The 17,008-nt window shown below is 61.2% G+C and carries 15 protein-coding genes; 8 read left to right on the top strand and 7 right to left on the bottom strand.

The features are described from left to right. Positions 1-110: 110 nt before the first annotated feature. Entirely contained in the window at positions 111-1,394 is a 1,284-nt protein-coding gene (locus FS804_RS10175; protein WP_144576493.1) for a cystathionine gamma-synthase family protein, read from the top strand. 83 nt (positions 1,395-1,477) lie between these two features. Then, the gene (locus FS804_RS10170; protein ID WP_144576492.1) at positions 1,478-2,158 is read left to right on the top strand and encodes a DUF2161 domain-containing phosphodiesterase; all 681 of its coding nucleotides are present in this window, start codon (positions 1,478-1,480) and stop codon (positions 2,156-2,158) included. A 40-nt stretch (positions 2,159-2,198) separates the two neighbouring features. On the opposite strand, the gene FS804_RS10165 is transcribed toward FS804_RS10170, so the two are convergent. Both FS804_RS10165 and FS804_RS10160 read right to left on the bottom strand, forming a co-directional pair. Next, a complete protein-coding gene (locus tag FS804_RS10165; RefSeq protein ID WP_144576491.1) occupies positions 2,199-3,128 on the bottom strand; it encodes an MYG1 family protein in 930 nt (309 codons plus the stop codon). A 173-nt stretch (positions 3,129-3,301) separates the two neighbouring features. Beyond that, a complete protein-coding gene (locus FS804_RS10160) occupies positions 3,302-4,348 on the bottom strand; it encodes a GlxA family transcriptional regulator (protein WP_186376757.1) in 1,047 nt (348 codons plus the stop codon). Positions 4,349-4,433: 85 nt separating this feature from the next. Here FS804_RS10160 and FS804_RS10155 point away from each other — a divergent pair, with 85 nt between their 5' ends. The 6 genes from FS804_RS10155 to FS804_RS10130 all read left to right on the top strand — a co-directional run bounded on the left by FS804_RS10155 (position 4,434) and on the right by FS804_RS10130 (position 11,517). Continuing rightward, positions 4,434-5,687 carry a sarcosine oxidase subunit beta family protein gene (locus tag FS804_RS10155; protein ID WP_144576489.1) on the top strand — a complete coding sequence of 418 codons (1,254 nt, stop codon included), beginning with the start codon at positions 4,434-4,436 and terminating at the stop codon, positions 5,685-5,687. Between the two features lie 10 nt (positions 5,688-5,697). Further along, positions 5,698-6,018 (top strand): sarcosine oxidase subunit delta, encoded by a 321-nt coding sequence (locus FS804_RS10150; RefSeq protein ID WP_144576488.1) that lies wholly within the window; start codon positions 5,698-5,700, stop codon positions 6,016-6,018. Then, on the top strand, positions 6,015-9,005 hold the full coding sequence (locus FS804_RS10145) for a sarcosine oxidase subunit alpha (protein WP_144576487.1): 2,991 nt from the start codon (positions 6,015-6,017) through the stop codon (positions 9,003-9,005). Before FS804_RS10150 ends, FS804_RS10145 begins: the two co-directional genes overlap by 4 nt. Before the next feature lie 14 nt (positions 9,006-9,019). Further along, a complete protein-coding gene (soxG, locus tag FS804_RS10140; protein WP_186376756.1) occupies positions 9,020-9,574 on the top strand; it encodes a sarcosine oxidase subunit gamma family protein in 555 nt (184 codons plus the stop codon). Between the two features lie 17 nt (positions 9,575-9,591). Then, a complete protein-coding gene (gene glyA / locus FS804_RS10135) occupies positions 9,592-10,857 on the top strand; it encodes a serine hydroxymethyltransferase (protein ID WP_144576485.1) in 1,266 nt (421 codons plus the stop codon). A 285-nt stretch (positions 10,858-11,142) separates the two neighbouring features. Beyond that, positions 11,143-11,517 (top strand): VOC family protein, encoded by a 375-nt coding sequence (locus tag FS804_RS10130; protein WP_144576484.1) that lies wholly within the window; start codon positions 11,143-11,145, stop codon positions 11,515-11,517. 133 nt (positions 11,518-11,650) lie between these two features. Here FS804_RS10130 and FS804_RS10125 read toward each other — a convergent pair whose 3' ends face one another. Genes FS804_RS10125 through FS804_RS10105 form a run of 5 tightly spaced genes read right to left on the bottom strand, consistent with a single transcriptional unit; the run spans position 11,651 to position 17,008 of the window. Further along, entirely contained in the window at positions 11,651-12,538 is an 888-nt protein-coding gene (locus tag FS804_RS10125) for a DUF296 domain-containing protein (RefSeq protein WP_144576483.1), read from the bottom strand. Continuing rightward, positions 12,535-13,314, bottom strand: a complete 780-nt coding sequence (locus FS804_RS10120; protein WP_144576482.1) for an SDR family NAD(P)-dependent oxidoreductase — start codon at positions 13,312-13,314, stop codon at positions 12,535-12,537. Before FS804_RS10120 ends, FS804_RS10125 begins: the two co-directional genes overlap by 4 nt. A 30-nt stretch (positions 13,315-13,344) precedes the next feature. Next, the gene (locus FS804_RS10115; RefSeq protein ID WP_144576481.1) at positions 13,345-14,985 is read right to left on the bottom strand and encodes an acyl-CoA synthetase; all 1,641 of its coding nucleotides are present in this window, start codon (positions 14,983-14,985) and stop codon (positions 13,345-13,347) included. Next, complete coding sequence (locus FS804_RS10110) at positions 14,982-16,151, bottom strand: acetyl-CoA acetyltransferase (protein WP_144576480.1); 1,170 nt, start codon at positions 16,149-16,151, stop codon at positions 14,982-14,984. The genes FS804_RS10115 and FS804_RS10110 overlap by 4 nt, the downstream gene beginning before the upstream one ends. Continuing rightward, on the bottom strand, positions 16,148-17,008 hold the full coding sequence (locus FS804_RS10105) for an IclR family transcriptional regulator (protein ID WP_063946922.1): 861 nt from the start codon (positions 17,006-17,008) through the stop codon (positions 16,148-16,150). Before FS804_RS10105 ends, FS804_RS10110 begins: the two co-directional genes overlap by 4 nt.

Here is a 17,008-nt window from a genome sequence, read left to right as displayed (position 1 = left end):
TCTCCGCAACAAATTGTCTTTATCAAACTTTTCGCGCATCAAAATGCAAGGTATTTCTGTGAAAATGTGTGTAATCTGCGGTGAGTTCAACAATATCCGAGGGATTATCGATGACCGCGCCGCACCCGTCCAAAACCCATATCGGCAACCACGCTCTGCATCCCGAAACCCAGATGTTGAACTATGGTTACGATCCGGAATTGTCGGAGGGTGCCGTCAAGCCACCCGTATTCCTGACATCGACCTTCGTCTTTAAATCGGCGGAAGACGGACGTGATTTCTTCGACTATGTCTCCGGGCGCAAGGAACCGCCAGAGGGCAGGGGTGCTGGCCTCGTCTACTCGCGCTTCAATCACCCCAACAGCGAGATTGTTGAGGATCGCCTCGCCGTTTATGAGCGAACCGAGAGCTGCGCGCTTTTCTCCTCCGGCATGTCGGCCATTTCGACAACGCTTTTCGCCTTCGTCCGGCCGGGCGACACCGTGCTTCACTCCCAGCCTCTTTATGGTGGCACGGAGACGCTCTTGGCGAAAACGTTCCATAATTTTGGCGTCTCCGCGGTGGGCTTTGCCGATGGCGTGAGCGAAGCCTCCGTGATGGCCGCTGCTGAAGAGGCGATGGCGAAGGGCAGGGTGTCGGTTATCCTCATCGAAACCCCGGCCAATCCAACAAACAGCATCGTTGACATCGCGATGATGAGCCGGGTTGCAGAGACCATTGCCAACAGGCAGGGCCACAGGCCGATCATCGCCTGCGATAATACGCTTCTCGGGCCTGTTTTTCAGCGGCCCATCGAACATGGCGCCGACATCTCGCTCTACTCGCTGACCAAGTATGTCGGTGGTCATTCTGACCTCATCGCCGGTGCGGCATTGGGCCGTAAGGATGTGATGAAACAGGTAAAGGCGTTGCGCGGAGCAATCGGAACGCAGCTCGATCCACATTCATGCTGGATGCTCGGGCGATCGCTCGAAACGCTGCAAATTCGCATGGAACGCGCCGATAGCAATGCCAGGGTTGTGGCAGAATTTTTAAGAGGACATCCGAAGGTCGACAAAATTCATTATCTGCCATTCAGCGATCCAGCATCCGCGGTTGGAAAAGTGTTCGCCGCACAGTGCTCGGGCGCGGGCTCCACCTTTTCGTTCGATATCGTCGGCGGGCAGCCTGCTTCTTTCAGGTTTCTCAATGCGCTCAATATATTCAAACTGGCCGTGAGCCTCGGTGGCACAGAGTCCCTTGCGTCGCACCCCGCAACGATGACCCACTCGGGCGTTCCTGCCGATGTCCGCCAGCGCATCGGCGTTCTCGACTCCACGATCCGGCTGTCGATCGGCATCGAACATCCGGATGATCTCGTGGCCGACCTCACCCTTGCGCTCGATCAGGCCTGAGCTTTTGCATCGAGCTGCTTAAGGCTTGTCCAGCATACGCGGATCGATGTAACTGGGGGAACTTGATACGAACCCGCAGGCCCATGGAAACGTCGCTTTATCTGCCAATCAAGGGCTTTCTCGAAAAGGCTGGCTACACCGTCAAGGGCGAGGTTGGTGGCTGCGACCTCGTGGGCCTCAGTGATGATGATCCGCCTGTCGTCGTGATCTGCGAACTGAAGCTGAGTTTCAATCTGGAACTCATCCTGCAGGCTGTTGATCGTGCGGCGGTTGCCGACGAGGTTTGGGTTGCGGCTCGGGTGTCTGCACGGGGAAAAGGCCGCGAATCCGACAGGCGCTATCGCGACCTGTGCCGCAGGCTCGGCATCGGCATGCTCGGCGTCTCCGATCATGGAGACGTGAGCGTGATCGTCGGTTCAATCTCACCCATGCCGCGGACCAATCCGAAACGTCGGTCGCGGCTGATGCGTGAGCATCAGAAAAGGCGCGGCGATCCGGCAATCGGCGGCAGTACCCGCGCGCCGGTCATGACGGCGTACCGTCAGCAGGCGCTCGGCTGTGCCCAGGCGCTGGCTTCAGGCCCGTTGCGCGTTCGTGAGGTCAGATCGAGTGTACCCGATGCCGGCAAGATCCTGCTTTCGAACGTTTATGGCTGGTTCGAGCGCCAGGACAGAGGGGTCTATGGCCTGACAGAGGCGGGACAAGACGCATTGCGGCGATGGCCGCAGGAGGGCGAGCCGGCAACAGCGTCTGTCACCCGCTGAATTCCAGGCGAACCCCCACACCAAAAAAGGTGACGCTGTCTTATGAGATTGCGGCGGTTGCCTGCCTGACCGCTATCGCCGCCATGGCAAGCGCCGCCTCACGGGTTCTGGCCGCGGCAACGAAGCGACCGTTATGGCAGAAGGTCGCGCCTTCGACACCGCAAACCGCTTCCAGGTCCTTGCCCGTCAGGCCCGCCCAGCCCGCCGGAAGGTCCGCGCGCAGTTCGAACCCGTCATCCGCGCGGCGAATGCCGGTCAGGCACCAGTCGTTCTGACGTGGGTGAACGACAAATAGCAGGTGCTCGGCGCCGGCCTTGATGATGGCGGGACGAAATGGCATTCCCATCGGCAGTTCCAGAACCTGTCCCTGACCTGCATCGACGATCGCTTTCTGCACAAGCGCTTCGGCCCGCAGTTTTGCAGCGCTGTTTGCGATCTTGGCTTCAACGAAAGCACGCGCAATGGCGAGCGCCGCGTTAAAACAACGATCGTCCGCTTCCGGATCCGTCTCGTCGAAAACAGGTTTGAGCGTTTCCAGAAGAACAGGCAAGGTCAGTCCGGCAAGCGGTCCAGCCGTCGAGGGGCTGAGCGCGCCATTGTCGACCAGATCGACCGGCAGCACGAAGCTCTTGTCGAACGAGGCATGGATTGCTTCGATATGTTCTTCAGGAATACCGAACGCGGCAAGAAAATCGTGGCCAAAATGTTTCCAGATCAGGCCGAATGAGCTGAAGGGTTGGCCGTCATCGCGCAACGGGGCGCCGCGCTGATGATGATCGAAGATGCCGGCCTCAGGATCATATGCGCCGCCGACGTCATAGATGATGCGATCCGTGGCCGGGGTGATCCACTCGGCTGCCCTGCTGCGGACAAGGCGGGCCTGCGGGAAAAGCCGGGTGAGCACGACGCTTGAGAGAAGTTCGTCGGCATGGAAGCCGCCGGAATGGGTGACGAGGAAGTCCGGGATCATAGGAGGATAAGCCTTATTGCGTGCGGAACGTCCGCAGGGATTTTGTGCACCTGATATCCGTTGCCGGACGCCACCTCAACAGGCGATTGATGCCTTCGACGGTAAAACATAGGGTGCGATAGCGGTGGTTCAGTGAGAAAACGCGCCCTCATAATTGCAATGGCCGAAGCTGCTTACATTTGAGGCAGCAGCACCCCAACAGCGAATTCTTCGTCCGCCACCGTGTGGCCAACCTGCGTTTTACGATATTCGCTGGGTGTAAAGCCGCGCTCGGTCTTGAGTGTGCGGGAAAGATGCGGTGCGTCGCAGAACCCGGTGGCAAGCGCAATCTGAGTAATCGGATCCTGCGTCGCGCGCAAAAGAGAAAGCGCGCGGTCCAGACGAAGTTCGAGGTAAACTTTTGACGGTGTCGCCTTGAGGTCGATGAGGAAACGCCGTTCGAGACTGCGGCGGCCAAGCCCAAGATCGCTCGCCAGTTCCAGCACTGTTTTCGGAACCTCGATATTCTGTTGCATGCGCAGGATCGCTTTTTTGACAAGCGGATCGGTAGCCTTTCGCGCGCTCTGCTGGCCGGGCTGGGGCTTTTCACCGCTCAGCGCGCTGTCGATCATCATGATGTTGAGGCTCTTAATGGCGGCGGACTGGCCGACATGGCGCTCCACAAGAAAGGCCGCGAGATGGGCCGCTCCATGGCCGCCGGAGCAGGTGAGCCGGTCCCGGTCGATGACGAAAATCTGGTCCGAGACCATTTGCACGGTAGCGAAACGGTCCAGAAAATCCTGGCGGTGGAACCAGCTCACACAGCAGCGATAGCCGTCGAGCAGACCCGCTTCGTGCAGAATGAAGACACCGGTACAGAGACCAACGATAGGGACGCCCTCTCTCGCACGATCCTTGAGAAAGCGAATGGCTTCAGGTGCAAGCGCGCTGTGGTCGCTGATCAAGCCGCCGACGACGACGATGTAATCGTAGCGCCCTGCGTTCATCAGCCGCGTATCCGGCTGCACTTTTACGCCGCAGCTCGACTGCACGCTGCCGAGCGTCGCCGACAGAACCGACCATTCGCACAGGATGGGACGGGAGCGGTCTGCTTCGTCCGCGGCAAGGCGCAGCACATCCACGAAATTTGCAAAGGCCGACAGCGTGAAGCGGTCTGCAAGGAGGAAGGCGACGCTGAGGCGTTTTTTTGCGGCGTGCGATTTCATGACGCAAATATTCATGCAAACAGACGCGATTGTCCAGCCGGGCGATGGCAAATGATCTTAGCTTTTACGACAACAGATTTTCCAACCGTCGGGTCCGATCATGACGCGCTTTAATGCTTTCAGTCTTTTGAAGAATGCCCTGACGGGCAATAAAAATTGGGAAGAACAATGGCCGGACAGCCAGCCGAAATCCGAATATGACGTGATCATCGTCGGCGCCGGCGGCCACGGCCTGGGGGCTGCCTATTATCTGGCCAGCCAGCACGGCATCACCAATGTCGCCGTCATCGACAAGGGCTGGCTCGGCGGCGGCAATACCGGCCGCAACACGACCATCATCCGTTCCAACTATCTCTATGACGAGAGCGCCCGTCTTTACGACCATGCCGTCGATCTCTGGGAGAACCTGAGCCAGGAACTGAACTATAACGTCATGTATTCGAAACGCGGCGTGCTGATGCTCGCCCACAATGTGCACGACGTTCAGAGCTTCAAGCGTCATATCCATTCCAACCGCCTGAACGGCGTCGACAATCGCTGGCTCAGCGCACAAGAATGCAAGGACTATTGCCCGCCGTTGAGCATCGCGGCGAATGCGCGCTATCCGGTCATGGGCGGCGCGCTTCAGGAACGGGCCGGTACGGCGCGCCACGATGCGGTTGCCTGGGGGTATGCGCGCGCCGCCGCCGCCCGTGGCGTCGATATCATCCAGAACTGCCCGGTCACCGCCATTCGCCGCAATGCCGACGGTTCCGTGGCCGGTGTGGAAACGGCGCGCGGCTTCATCAAGGCGAAGAAGGTCGGGGTCTCGGCCGCCGGCCACACCTCCGTCGTCATGGATACGGCCGGCGTGCGCCTGCCGCTCGAAAGCTATCCCTTGCAGGCGCTGGTGTCGGAGCCGATCAAGCCGATCTTCCCCTGCGTCGTCATGTCGAACGCGGTCCACGCCTATATCAGCCAGTCGGACAAGGGCGAGCTGGTGATCGGTTCGGGCACGGACCAGTATACGTCCTATTCGCAGCGCGGCGGCCTGCCGCTGATCGAGCATACGATCGCCGCCATCGTCGAAATCTTCCCGATCTTCAACCGCATGCGCATGCTGCGCAAATGGGGCGGCATCGTCGATGTGACGCCGGATCGCTCGGCCATTCTCGGCAAGACCCCGGTCGCCGGGCTCTACGTCAATTGCGGCTGGGGCACGGGCGGCTTCAAGGCCACGCCGGGCGCTGCCCACACCTTCGCCTGGACCATCGCCAAGAACGAACCGCACCCGATCAACGCGCCGTTTACGCTGGAGCGCTTCCGCTCCGGCCGCCTGATCGACGAGGCCGCCGCCGCCGCCGTGGCGCACTGAGGACACAACGATGCTTTTGATCCGCTGCCCCTATTGCAACGAAACGCTGCCCGAAGCCGAATTCACCTATGCCGGGCAGGCCCATATCGTGCGCCCGGCCGACCCGTCGTCGCAGAGCGATGAACAATGGGAGGAATTCCTGTACATCCGCGAAAACGTCAAAGGTCCGCATTTCGAGCGCTGGCGGCACCTGCATGGTTGCGGGCGATTCTTCAACGCCGTGCGCGACACGGTGAGCGACCGGTTTCTCACGACCTATCGCGCGGGCGAGCCGCGCCCTGAACTGTCTACGCTGACACGTGCACCAGCAAGCTCCGAGGTGTCGAAATGAACCCCTATCGCGTTTCCGGCCGTGGCCGGGTGGATGCTTCAAGCTCCGTGAGCTTCACCTTCGACGGCAAGACCTATCGCGGCCTCAAGGGCGACACCGTCGCTTCCGCGCTTCTTGCCAATGGCGTGCATCTGATGGGCCGCTCGTTCAAATACCACCGCCCGCGCGGCCCGGTGGCGGCGGGTTCCGAGGAGCCGAATGCGCTGATCGGCACCCGCCGCGGCACCGGCCGGTTCGAGCCCAATACCCGCGCCACGGTGCAGGAAATCTGGAACGGCCTGGAGACCACCTCGCAGAACAAATATCCGAGCCTGAAATTCGATATCGGCGCCGTCAACGACATGGCCTATATGCTGTTTTCGGCCGGCTTCTACTACAAGACCTTCATGTGGCCGAAGAGCTTCTGGAACAAGGTCTATGAGCCCTTCATCCGCGCGGCGGCCGGTCTCGGCGTATCTCCCAAGGAGGAAGACCCCGATACCTACGCATCGCGCAACCTGCATTGCGACGTGCTGATCGTCGGCGCCGGTCCCGCCGGTCTCGCAGCCGCGCGCGCGGCTGCGGTCGATGGCCTCAAGGTCGTGCTGGTCGATGAAAATGCCGAAGCCGGCGGCACGCTCTTGTCCGAACCCCAGGCGAAGATTAACGACAAGCCCGCATGGACCTGGCTTGCGGATGAATTGAAGGCCCTGAAGGATCGCGACGTCAGGGTGATGACGCGCACCACCGCCATTGCTTATTATCACCAGAACATGATCGGCCTTTGCGAAAAGCTGACCGACCATCTCGAAACCGTGCCGAAGGATGTGCCGCGCGAACGCCTGTGGCGCGTTCGGGCGCGTCAGGTGGTGCTGGCCCAGGGCGCGCTGGAAAAGCCGCTGATTTTTCACGGCAACGACCGGCCGGGCGTGATGCTGGCGGGCGCTGCCCAGACCTATCTCAACCGCTACGGCGTCAAGGCCGGCAATCGCCCGGTGGTGGTGACGAGCCATGACAGCGCCTGGTATGCGGCTTTCGATCTTCACGGTGCCGGCGCCCGCGTTCAGGCGATTGTCGATACCCGCGACAAAGTGCGCGAGGAGCTGGTGAACGAGGCGCGCGCGCTCGGCATTCCGGTCAAGCTGTCGCATACCGTCACGGCGACGTCGGGACGGCTGCGCGTCAAGTCGGTCCGCGTCAATCCGGTGAATGGCTCGACAGTCGCTGCGGGACAGGAGATTGCCTGCGACGCCTTGCTGATGTCGGGCGGCTGGACGCCGTCTCTGCATCTCTTCTCCCACACGCAGGGCAAGCTCGCCTGGGATAATGAGTGGACCACCTTCCTGCCCGCCATGACGAACGAGGATTGCGTGATCGCCGGCGCCGGGCGCGGGCTCTGGGGCATCGAGGCCGCGCTAAAGGACGGCGCGGAGCGCGGTCGCGAAATCGTCGCGGCGCTTGGCAAGACCACTAACGTTTCCAGCCAGGCGGTGGAACACGATCGTCCCGGCAGCGGTGTCTCCCACACGGAACTGCCGAGCGACCGCGACGCCGGCAAGGCCAAGGCCTTCGTCGATTACCAGAACGACGTGACGGCCAAGGACTTGCGGCTTGCCGTGCGCGAGGGCATGCGCTCCATCGAGCATGTCAAACGCTATACGACCAACGGTATGGCGACCGATCAGGGCAAGATGTCCAACATCAACGGCCTGAACATCGCGGCACAGGCTCTGGGCAAGCGCCAGCCGGACGTGGGTCTCACCACCTTCCGTCCGCCCTATACGCCGACGACCTTCGGCGCTTTTGCGGGTTACCATCGTGGCGCGCATTTCGAGGTGACACGCAAGACGCAGATCGACGGTTGGGCCGAGGCCCATGGCGCGGTCTATGAGCCGGTCGGGCAATGGCGTCGCGCCTGGTATTTTCCGAAGCCCGGCGAAGACATGGATGCAGCGGTCGGCCGCGAATGCCGGGCGGTGCGCCAGAGCCTCGGTATTTTCGACGCCTCGACGCTCGGCAAGATCGAGGTGGTCGGTCCCGATGCGGTCGAGTTCATGAACCGCATGTATACCAATCCCTGGACGAAGCTCGCGCCCGGCCGCTGCCGTTACGGCCTGCTGCTCGGCGACGACGGCTTCATCCGCGACGACGGCGTCATCGGCCGCATGACCGAGGACCGTTTCCACGTCACCACCACGACAGGCGGCGCCGCCCGCGTGCTGAACATGATGGAGGATTACCTCCAGACCGAATGGCCCGACCTCAAGGTCTGGCTGACATCGACCACGGAGCAATGGTCCACCATCGCTCTCAACGGTCCGAATGCGGCCAAGCTGCTTTCGCCGCTGGTGGAAGGCGTGGAGCTCACGGAAGAGGCCTTCCCGCATATGTCCTGCGCGGAATGCACGGTCGCCGGCATGCCGGCGCGGCTGTTCCGCGTCAGCTTCACCGGCGAGATCGGCTTCGAGATCAACGTGCCGGCACCTCTCGGCCGCAAGCTGTGGGAAATCCTCTGGGAGGCCGGCCGGCAATATGACATCACGCCTTACGGCACGGAGACCATGCACGTTCTTCGCGCCGAAAAGGGCTATATCATCGTCGGGCAGGATACCGACGGCACGGTGACGCCCTATGACGCCGCGATGGGATGGGCGGTCGGCAAGTCGAAGCCCGATTTCGTCGGCAAGCGCGGCCTTGCCCGCCCCGATCTCGTCGCCAAGGGCCGCCGCCACCTCGTCGGCCTTCTGACGGAAGACCGCTCGAAGCTGGAAGAGGGCGCGCAAATCGTCTTCGATCCCAAACAGCCAATCCCGATGAAGATGGTTGGCCATGTAACGTCATCCTATCATTCGGACGCCGTTGGCCAGCCGATCGCGCTCGCCCTGGTCGAAGGCGGGCATGAGCGGATGGGCGAGACCGTCTATATTCCGATGCTGGATCGCACCATCGCCGCGAAAATCACCGGGATGGTCTTTGTCGATCCCGAAAACACCCGCCTGAAAATCTGAAGTTGGAGATGACAATGAACATGCGCGTTTCCTCCCCTGTTCCAGGCGTGCTGGCCGAGAGCAAAGCTGCCAAGGTCAGCGTCCTGGCCGCGTCGGCGCGGTTGTCGCTCAGGGCGCGCGGCGATCTGGCGCCGCTCAACGCCACCCTTGGCTTGACCTTGCCCGAACGGATCGGCGCCCGCGCCGCTTCCGGCGAAACCGAGACGCTGCGGCTTGGCCCGGATGAATGGACCATCCTTGCACCGATCACCGAAACCGGCCGGCTGATCGCCGCCTGCGCCGGCATTTACGCCAGCCATCCGCACAGTCTCGTCGATATTTCCGGGCGCGAGGTGACGCTGCTGATCGAGGGCCCTCGGGCTTCCGAACTGCTGACGCTGGGCTGCCCCCGCGACATCGAGACCATTGCCGTCGGCGAGGGCCGCCGGACGATTTTCGACGGCGTGACCGTGGTGCTGTGGCGCGATGCGGAGAACCGTTTCCGCATGGATGTCTGGAACAGCTTCGTGTCGCATCTCGGCCATTTGCTTGAAACGGGCTGCAAGGAACTTGCAGCCGACATCGCCTGATCCTGGAGGAGAAAACCATGCTCAACCGCCTGTCGCATAATACCGTTTCGGACCCGGTGATCGCCGAGGCCATCGCCGAGGAACTCGACCGCCAGAAGACGCAGATCGAGCTGATCGCCTCGGAGAACATCGTGTCGGCCGATGTTCTGGCCGCTCAAGGCTCGGTGCTGACCAACAAATATGCCGAGGGCTATCCGGGCAAGCGTTATTACGGCGGCTGCGAATTCGTCGACAAGGTCGAACAGGTCGCCATCGACCGGCTGAAGCAGCTCTTCGGCGCGGAATTCGCCAATGTGCAGCCGCATTCCGGCGCGCAGGCCAATCAGGCCGTGTTCCTGGCACTGCTGCAGCCGGGCGACCGCATCATGGGGCTTTCGCTCGCCCATGGCGGCCACCTCACGCACGGTTCGCCGGTGACGATGTCCGGCAAGTGGTTCGATGTCGTGTCCTACGAGGTCGATGCCGACACGCATCTGATCGACATGGAGAAGGTGCGAGCGCGAGCGCTGGAAACGAAGCCGAAGTTGATCATAGCGGGCGCCTCCGCCTATCCGCGCCAGATCGATTTCGCCGGCTTCCGAAAGATCGCCGATGAAATCGGCGCCTATCTGATGGTCGACATGGCCCATTATGCCGGACTGATCGCCGGCGGCAAATATCCGAACCCGGTGCCGCATGCCCACGTCACCACCTCGACCACCCACAAGACCCTGCGCGGCCCGCGCGGCGGCGTGATCCTGACCAATGATGCCGATCTTGCCAAGAAGCTGAACTCGGCGGTCTTCCCCGGCAATCAGGGCGGTCCGTTGATGCACGTCGCCGCCAAGGCGGTTGCCTTCGGCGAGGCGCTGCGGCCCGAATTTTCCGACTACGCCGGTCAGGTGATCGCCAATGCGCAGGCACTGGCCAAGGTCCTGAGGGATGGCGGCCTCGGCATCGTCTCTGGCGGCACGGATAGCCACATGGTGCTGGTCGATCTGCGCCCGAAAGGTGTGACCGGCAAAGTGGCCGAGATCGCCCTGGAGCGCGCGGGGTTGACCTGCAACAAGAACGCCATTCCGAACGATCCGGAAAAGCCTTTCATCACGTCCGGCATCCGCCTCGGCAGCTCGGCCGGCACGACGCGCGGCTTCGGTGTGGCTGAATTCGAAAAAATCGGCATGATGATTCTGCGCGTCATCGATGCGCTGGCCGTGAATGCCGAAGGTGACGCCGCAGTCGAGGCCGACGTGCGGGCAGAGGTTGCCGCCCTTTGCGACGCTTTTCCGATTTATGTTTCGTGATCGGGCGCACCAGTCTGCAAAGAGTCAGGCTGGTGCGTTAGTCCCAAAGTGGGATCGGCGCTTTTTGAACGATTAGGCATTTGCTCTGCCTTGCGCTTTCGGGCATCTGGCGGAGCATGTCGCTTACCGGCGGTAGTTGCTGCGTGTGGGCCATGGCAAGACTTAATCGCTTCTGATTGTGAAACTGTGTAACAAAGCGCTTGGCACGTCGCCTGCCGGCCCTTTAATTGTCAATCGCCCGTTAGATGGCAGGCAACACCAGTTTCCATCCGTGAGGAGATAAACATGTTCACCCATGTTATGATTGGCAGCAACGACCTCCAGCGCTCCAAAAATTTCTACGATGCCACCTTTGTTGCCCTCGGCGGCAAGGCCGGTCAGGTGGATGCGAGAGGGCGGCTGATCTACCTCCACGAAGGCGGGCGGCTTATGATCACGACCCCGATTGATGGAAAACCGGCAACCGCAGCCAATGGAGGAACGATCGGCATCGCGGCGAGGACTCCTGACCACGTGCTTGCATGGCATGCAGCCGGCGTCGCACATGGCGGCACGTCGATTGAAACCCCGCCGGCGGAACGGCCGAACGGCGCGTTTGTCGCCTATCTCCGCGATCCTGATGGAAACAAGTTGACGGCCAGGACAGCGTCAACGCGATAAGCCGGCGCGCAACCGTGACCTTCGCTTGAGAGTTTCGCTGTGGCGGAGGTCCACGCGCCGAAACGGCGCGGATTCTGCGGCTTGTCTGTGACAGGAGTTGCGGGCGGCTGTAAACAAACCCGCTCGACGCAAATCAAACTCTCTGCCGTTCGGTCAGGAGCAGTTCAAAGGTGACGCAGACCGGATTTTTGCCGCGGACGAGCCGCCCACCACTGATGTGATTGGTGAGGTCCACCATCGCGATATCCAGCATTGCCTGCCGTCCTCCGCCGACGGAGGGCTCTATAGAGCCATTGCGGATAAGTATTTCGCTGGCAAAAGCGGTCAGGCTCGTCCCGTCCTCGTAATCCGCACCGATCAGGCTGCCGATGCCGTTGATATCGACCTCGTGCAGACCGAACTGGGAAGAAGCCGCTTCAAGGGCCATGCAGATATCTGTGTTTGGCCGTACGGTACATAAGATTGCCCGCAGTCCTGACGTGGTGCGACAACGCGGTCGGGCGACGGGTGTAAAAAGTGGGAAGTTGGTTTCCTCGTCCTTTTGCACATCGAGGATTGCGCCATCGAGGGCAAGTGCCTCAAGGGCGGTTTCGCGGGCGAATTGTGCTTCGAAAGGCAATAGATGTCCCATGGAAACAATTCCCTCGGCGGATTGCCATGAACCGTGGCAGTGCATGAAAGGCGCACCGTCTCGCCGGCCCATATGCAGGCCCGCCTCGTTAATTATCCCTCCGGGCATGGAAAAGGTTTCGCTGTACCAGGCGGCATGGGCACCATCGGGTGAGGCGGCGGGCATGACGTAGTTCAACTGCTTCATTGGCACGTTTTTCAGCCAGACATAACCGCCTTCGAAACCCTGTTCCTCAAAGGCTTCGGCAATTGCCTGATTGACGGATATTCCAGGCTTCGCCGTCAGAGTGACGGAATGGGCATGGCATCCAATGGCACGAAAACGCTCGGCCGTTACGGGTCCAGGATGGACGATGCGACGGGGGAGCTCCACCGTGTCCATCCCAGTCATACGGCGAGCCCGGCCGTTATGAAGCCGCCATCGACAGCAAGCACCTGTCCGTTGACATAGCTTGCATCATCCGACACGAGGAAGGCGACGGCGGAGGCAATTTCGTCCGTCCGGCCATAGCGGTGCATGGGAACGCGGCTATGCCATTGGGTGCGGACGTTTTCCGTATGAACGGCCTGGGTGAGGGGGGTGTCGACGGGCCCGGGCGCAATCGCGTTGACGCGAATGCCGGATTGGCCCAACTCGTTTGCCATGACCATCGTCAGAAGATTGACGCCGCCTTTCGATGCGCCATAGGCGCTGCGACCGCGATTGCCGCACATGCCGGAGACGGAGCTGATATTGACGATGGAGCCGCCAAGCTCTCGTTCCAGCCAATATCGCGCCGCGGTTCGCGCCACTGCGAAGCTGCCAACGAGATTGACGTCGATAATACGTCGGAATTCCTCGACGCTTGTGTCGACGGAAAGCTTGTCGATGCCGATGCCGGCGCTGTTGACGACGGCGACCAGATCGAATGACCGACCCGACATGCCCGCGGTCAAAGCAGCGAAAGCCTGTTCAATCGAAGCCTCCTCCGCCACATTGCACACGATGCCACGCGAGGGCTCCAAACCCAGCTTTTCACAGGCCGCATCGAGAGCGTCGCGCTTGAGGTCCAGCAGCCATGGCTGCCATCCGCGCGCCATCAGAAGCCGCGCGGTGGAAAGGCCTATACCGGATGCACCGCCGGTAATTGCAACCGCCCCCTTTGTCCCTGTCGTCTGCTGCGTCATACCGTCTCCTCCCGGTTGAATGTCGTGCTGTCAGCCTGTCCGCTTTTCGTCGAAGAGAGGCAGTTGGCCACGCTTTTCCAGTTCTTCACGGATCATCTTCTTGGTAATCTTGCCATAGGCGGATTTTGGCATGGCCTCCCAGAACACCACGGTCTTTGGTAGCTTGTAACGGGCCATCTTGCCCTCGAGATAGGCCTTGAGGTCGATGCCGCCGATATCTGCACCGTCCCGGGCAACACAGACGGCAAGGCCGACCTCGCCCCACACCGCATCCGGCACGCCAAGAACTGCAGTTTCACTGATATCGGGATGCATGAGGATTTTCTCCTCGATTTCCCGTGGGTAGATGTTCGAGCCGCCGGAAATATACATGTCGGAGGCGCGACCAGTAATGTAAACGAAGCCGTTTTCATCACGGTGGCCAAGGTCGCCGGTGCGGAACCAGCCATTGCGAAAGGCCTTCGCAGTCGCCTCCGGGTTTTCGTAATAACCGGCGAAGACAGCGGGACCGATAACGCAGATCTCGCCGGTTTCGCCCGCGCCAACCTCCTCGCCCGCGTCGTTCTGGATTTGCACTTCCATGCCGGTACGGTCGAATCCGCAGGTGCCGATGCGCGCTTGCGGACCGTCCTCGGCGCTATGGAAGGAAGGAGGCAGCACGGTGATGTTTCCGGTGACCTCACCCAGCCCGAAATATTGGACCAGCACCGGGCCGAGCTTGGCGAGTGCCCGTTTCTGATCAGCGCGATACATCGGGGCGCCGGCATAGATGACGTAGCGCAGCGAAGAATGATCGTATTGATCGACGGAAGGATCTTCGATCAGCATTTTGAGAATGGTCGGCACCGTGAAGGCATTGGTGACACGCCACTTCTCGATCAGTGCCCATACCGCCGCAACATCGAGTTTTTCCGACGCCGGTAGGACGGTTTTCACGCCGTGCGCCACCTGCACCAATTGATGGACACCCGCGCCGTGCGAAAGCGGGGCGACGACGATGGAGGCGTCATCCGGCCCGGTAGCGGGCATCAGATCGCAAAGGTGGTTGGTGATGACGAAAGCCATCTGGCCATGCGTCAAAACAGCGGCCTTGGGACGGCCAGTGGTGCCTGACGTGAAGAAGAACCAGCAGGGATCGTCGCGATCCACAGCCTGGCTCTTCACCCTCATCCCCTGGTGGCGATCAACGATGGCGTCATAATCTTCGCCGAACTCCGCTTGTCCGATAGCGATCGTGAAGTCGATGGCCGCCGCCGCACGGCTCGCTTGTGCATGGTCAGGAAAGGCGCTGGCGCAGATCATGCCGCGTGCACCGCTCGCCTTTGCCAGATAGGCGACCTCATCAGGTGACTGGCGGTAATTGGTCGGCACCCACACAGCACCCACCCGAAAGCAAGCGAACATGGATTCGAACATCTGATTGTTGTTGGAGGACTGCACCAGAATGCGGTCTCCCTTCGCGACGCCGAATTCATGGATCAGCGCATGGGCCATGGCATCAACCCGGGCTTCCATCTGAGCCCAGGTCCACGTCTTTTCGCCCCAGACGAACCCAATGTGGTGAGGGTTCCGCCGCGCCGCCTGTGTCAGGAAATGCGAAAGGTTCATCACCCGCGTCGTTGAAGGCGCGACCCCGCCCGCAGGATGCTGCACGGCGTTCGGTGTCGTCATTTCACGCGCTCCATGATCGAGACATAATTGGCAACCGCAGTGCCGCCCATGTTAAATACGCCTGCCAGGGAAGCGCCGGGGATCTGCATCTCACCGGCCTCGCCCATCAACTGCATGGCTGCCATGACATGCATCGAGACGCCTGTTGCGCCGACAGGATGGCCCTTGGATTTCAGACCTCCCGATGGATTGATCGGCAAGCGCCCGGTTTTCAGCGCCGTTCCCTCACGCACGACCCGATGGCCTTCGCCGGGTTTCGCCAATCCCATCGCCTCGTATTCGATAAGCTCTGCGATGGTGAAGCAGTCGTGCGTTTCGACGAAGGAGAGATCGTCGAGGGTTGCCCCTGCGAGGTCGAGCGAGCCCGCCCAGGCGCGTCGCGCGCCTTCGAAAGCCAGCGGGTCTCGGCGGCTGAGCGCCATGATATCGTTGACATGTTTGCGCCCCCTGAAACCTATTGCGCGGTTCAGCGTGGCAGCCGTTTCCTCGTCGGCGAGAACGATGGCGGCCGCTCCATCTGATATTAGCGAGCAGTCGGTGCGGCGCAAAGGCGCTGCGACGTAGGGGTTTTTGTCCGATACGGTGTTGCAGAATTCGAAGCCGAAATCCTTGCGCATATGAGCGTAAGGATTGACCGCGCCGTTCGCATGGTTTTTGGCGGCGATCATCGCGAGCTCTTCCGAGCGGTCGCCGTAACGCTGGAAATACGCCTGGGCAATGCGTCCGAACTGGCCGGCGAAGCCGCCGGAAATATTGTCCTCTTCCGCACGGTAGCAGGCGGAAAGCAATATTTCGCCGACCTCGGCAGTAGGAAGCGCCGTCATCTTTTCGGCGCCGACAACGAGCGCGATGCGTCCACGCCCGGCCTCGATGAAATCCATGGCGCTATAAAGGGCGGCCGATCCCGTCGAGCAGGCGTTTTCGAACCGCACGGCGGGCGTATAGGCGAGGCGCTCATCGCCCATCGCTACAAGCGCGCCCTGAAAGTCCTGTTTTGAGAAGCCGTTATTCATGACGCCAACAAAAATGCCGTCGATATCGCCGGCATCGACGCCGGCATGGTCGATGGCGGGCGCCACGACCGAAGCCATCAACTGTTCGGTATTTTCGAGTGCCGACTTGCCGAAAGGCGAATGCGCCCAGCCGACGATCTGTGCTTTGCTCATTTGCTCGTTCTCCGTATCTGACGTTTCGTGTCGCCTTCACCGCGCGTTCGGGCGCGGCTGGCCATCATTTCTGCGATGCGTGTTTCGATGCGGGTAACTTCATCGCGTAACAGCGTTGCGAGTTCGGGTTGGCGCTCCGGCCGCATGCGGCTGTCAACGGCGGCGATGCTCAATGCGCCAGCCACCGCGCCATCGGGCGTGCGGATCGCGACCCCGATGCCCCAGGAATTCGAGAGGATCAGGCCCGGATTAAGCGAGTAGCCATTCGCCCTCGTGGTTTCGACGTCGCGGCGAAGGCCCTCGAGGGTGATCCCAGGATAATTGGCGGCAATCAGCCCGCTATTGGCCGCGATAACGCTTTCCACCTCGGCATCGGAAAGCGCCGCCAGCATGGCGAGTGAACCGGCGCCAATGCCGAGCGGATGTTCGAAGCCGGCCTGAAGCGCATGGGTGCGCACCGGCCAGGTGCCTTCTTCCCGGTAAAGGCAAAGCGCAAATGTATCCCGACGCACGGAAAGGAAGCTCGAATCCTCCGTGCGGCGCGAGATCCGCGTCAGCCCGTCCTGCGCCATCTGCAGCAGGCCGAAACGGCGCGATGACAGGCTGCCCAGCACGTAGGCTTCCTCGCCCAGATAATAACGCCTCGTTTCTTCGTCCTGTTCGACAAGGCCGGCGCGGATCAGCGCCAGCAACAGGCGGCGGGCTGTCGGCTTGTTGAGACCGCTCTCGGTAACGATGACTGAAAGTGCTGCGCCGCGTTCCGCGTGCCTGCCTACCAGGGAGAGCAGCGCCAGAGCCCGATCCACCGCGCGCGCGCCCGTCAGATCACTTTCAACCGGGATGATTGTCGTCCCCAT

The organism is Agrobacterium sp. DE0009, from assembly GCF_007680755.1.
Classification (GTDB): Bacteria; Pseudomonadota; Alphaproteobacteria; order Rhizobiales; family Rhizobiaceae; genus Agrobacterium; species Agrobacterium tumefaciens_B.
The sequence above is the reverse complement of the archived record's forward strand: the minus strand, read 5'-3'. Positions and strand labels throughout refer to the sequence as shown.

Coding starts and splice junctions, on each gene's coding strand:
- soxG (WP_186376756.1), top strand. CDS start 9,020: ATGAACATGCGCGTTTCCTCCCCTGTTCCAGGCGTGCTGGCCGAGAGC.
- FS804_RS10110 (WP_144576480.1), bottom strand. CDS start 16,151: ATGAGCAAAGCACAGATCGTCGGCTGGGCGCATTCGCCTTTCGGCAAG.
- FS804_RS10150 (WP_144576488.1), top strand. CDS start 5,698: ATGCTTTTGATCCGCTGCCCCTATTGCAACGAAACGCTGCCCGAAGCC.
- FS804_RS10155 (WP_144576489.1), top strand. CDS start 4,434: ATGACGCGCTTTAATGCTTTCAGTCTTTTGAAGAATGCCCTGACGGGC.
- FS804_RS10165 (WP_144576491.1), bottom strand. CDS start 3,128: ATGATCCCGGACTTCCTCGTCACCCATTCCGGCGGCTTCCATGCCGAC.
- FS804_RS10130 (WP_144576484.1), top strand. CDS start 11,143: ATGTTCACCCATGTTATGATTGGCAGCAACGACCTCCAGCGCTCCAAA.
- FS804_RS10115 (WP_144576481.1), bottom strand. CDS start 14,985: ATGACGACACCGAACGCCGTGCAGCATCCTGCGGGCGGGGTCGCGCCT.
- FS804_RS10105 (WP_063946922.1), bottom strand. CDS start 17,008: ATGGGGACGACAATCATCCCGGTTGAAAGTGATCTGACGGGCGCGCGC.
- FS804_RS10175 (WP_144576493.1), top strand. CDS start 111: ATGACCGCGCCGCACCCGTCCAAAACCCATATCGGCAACCACGCTCTG.
- FS804_RS10170 (WP_144576492.1), top strand. CDS start 1,478: ATGGAAACGTCGCTTTATCTGCCAATCAAGGGCTTTCTCGAAAAGGCT.
- FS804_RS10145 (WP_144576487.1), top strand. CDS start 6,015: ATGAACCCCTATCGCGTTTCCGGCCGTGGCCGGGTGGATGCTTCAAGC.
- glyA (WP_144576485.1), top strand. CDS start 9,592: ATGCTCAACCGCCTGTCGCATAATACCGTTTCGGACCCGGTGATCGCC.
- FS804_RS10120 (WP_144576482.1), bottom strand. CDS start 13,314: ATGACGCAGCAGACGACAGGGACAAAGGGGGCGGTTGCAATTACCGGC.
- FS804_RS10125 (WP_144576483.1), bottom strand. CDS start 12,538: ATGACTGGGATGGACACGGTGGAGCTCCCCCGTCGCATCGTCCATCCT.
- FS804_RS10160 (WP_186376757.1), bottom strand. CDS start 4,348: ATGAATATTTGCGTCATGAAATCGCACGCCGCAAAAAAACGCCTCAGC.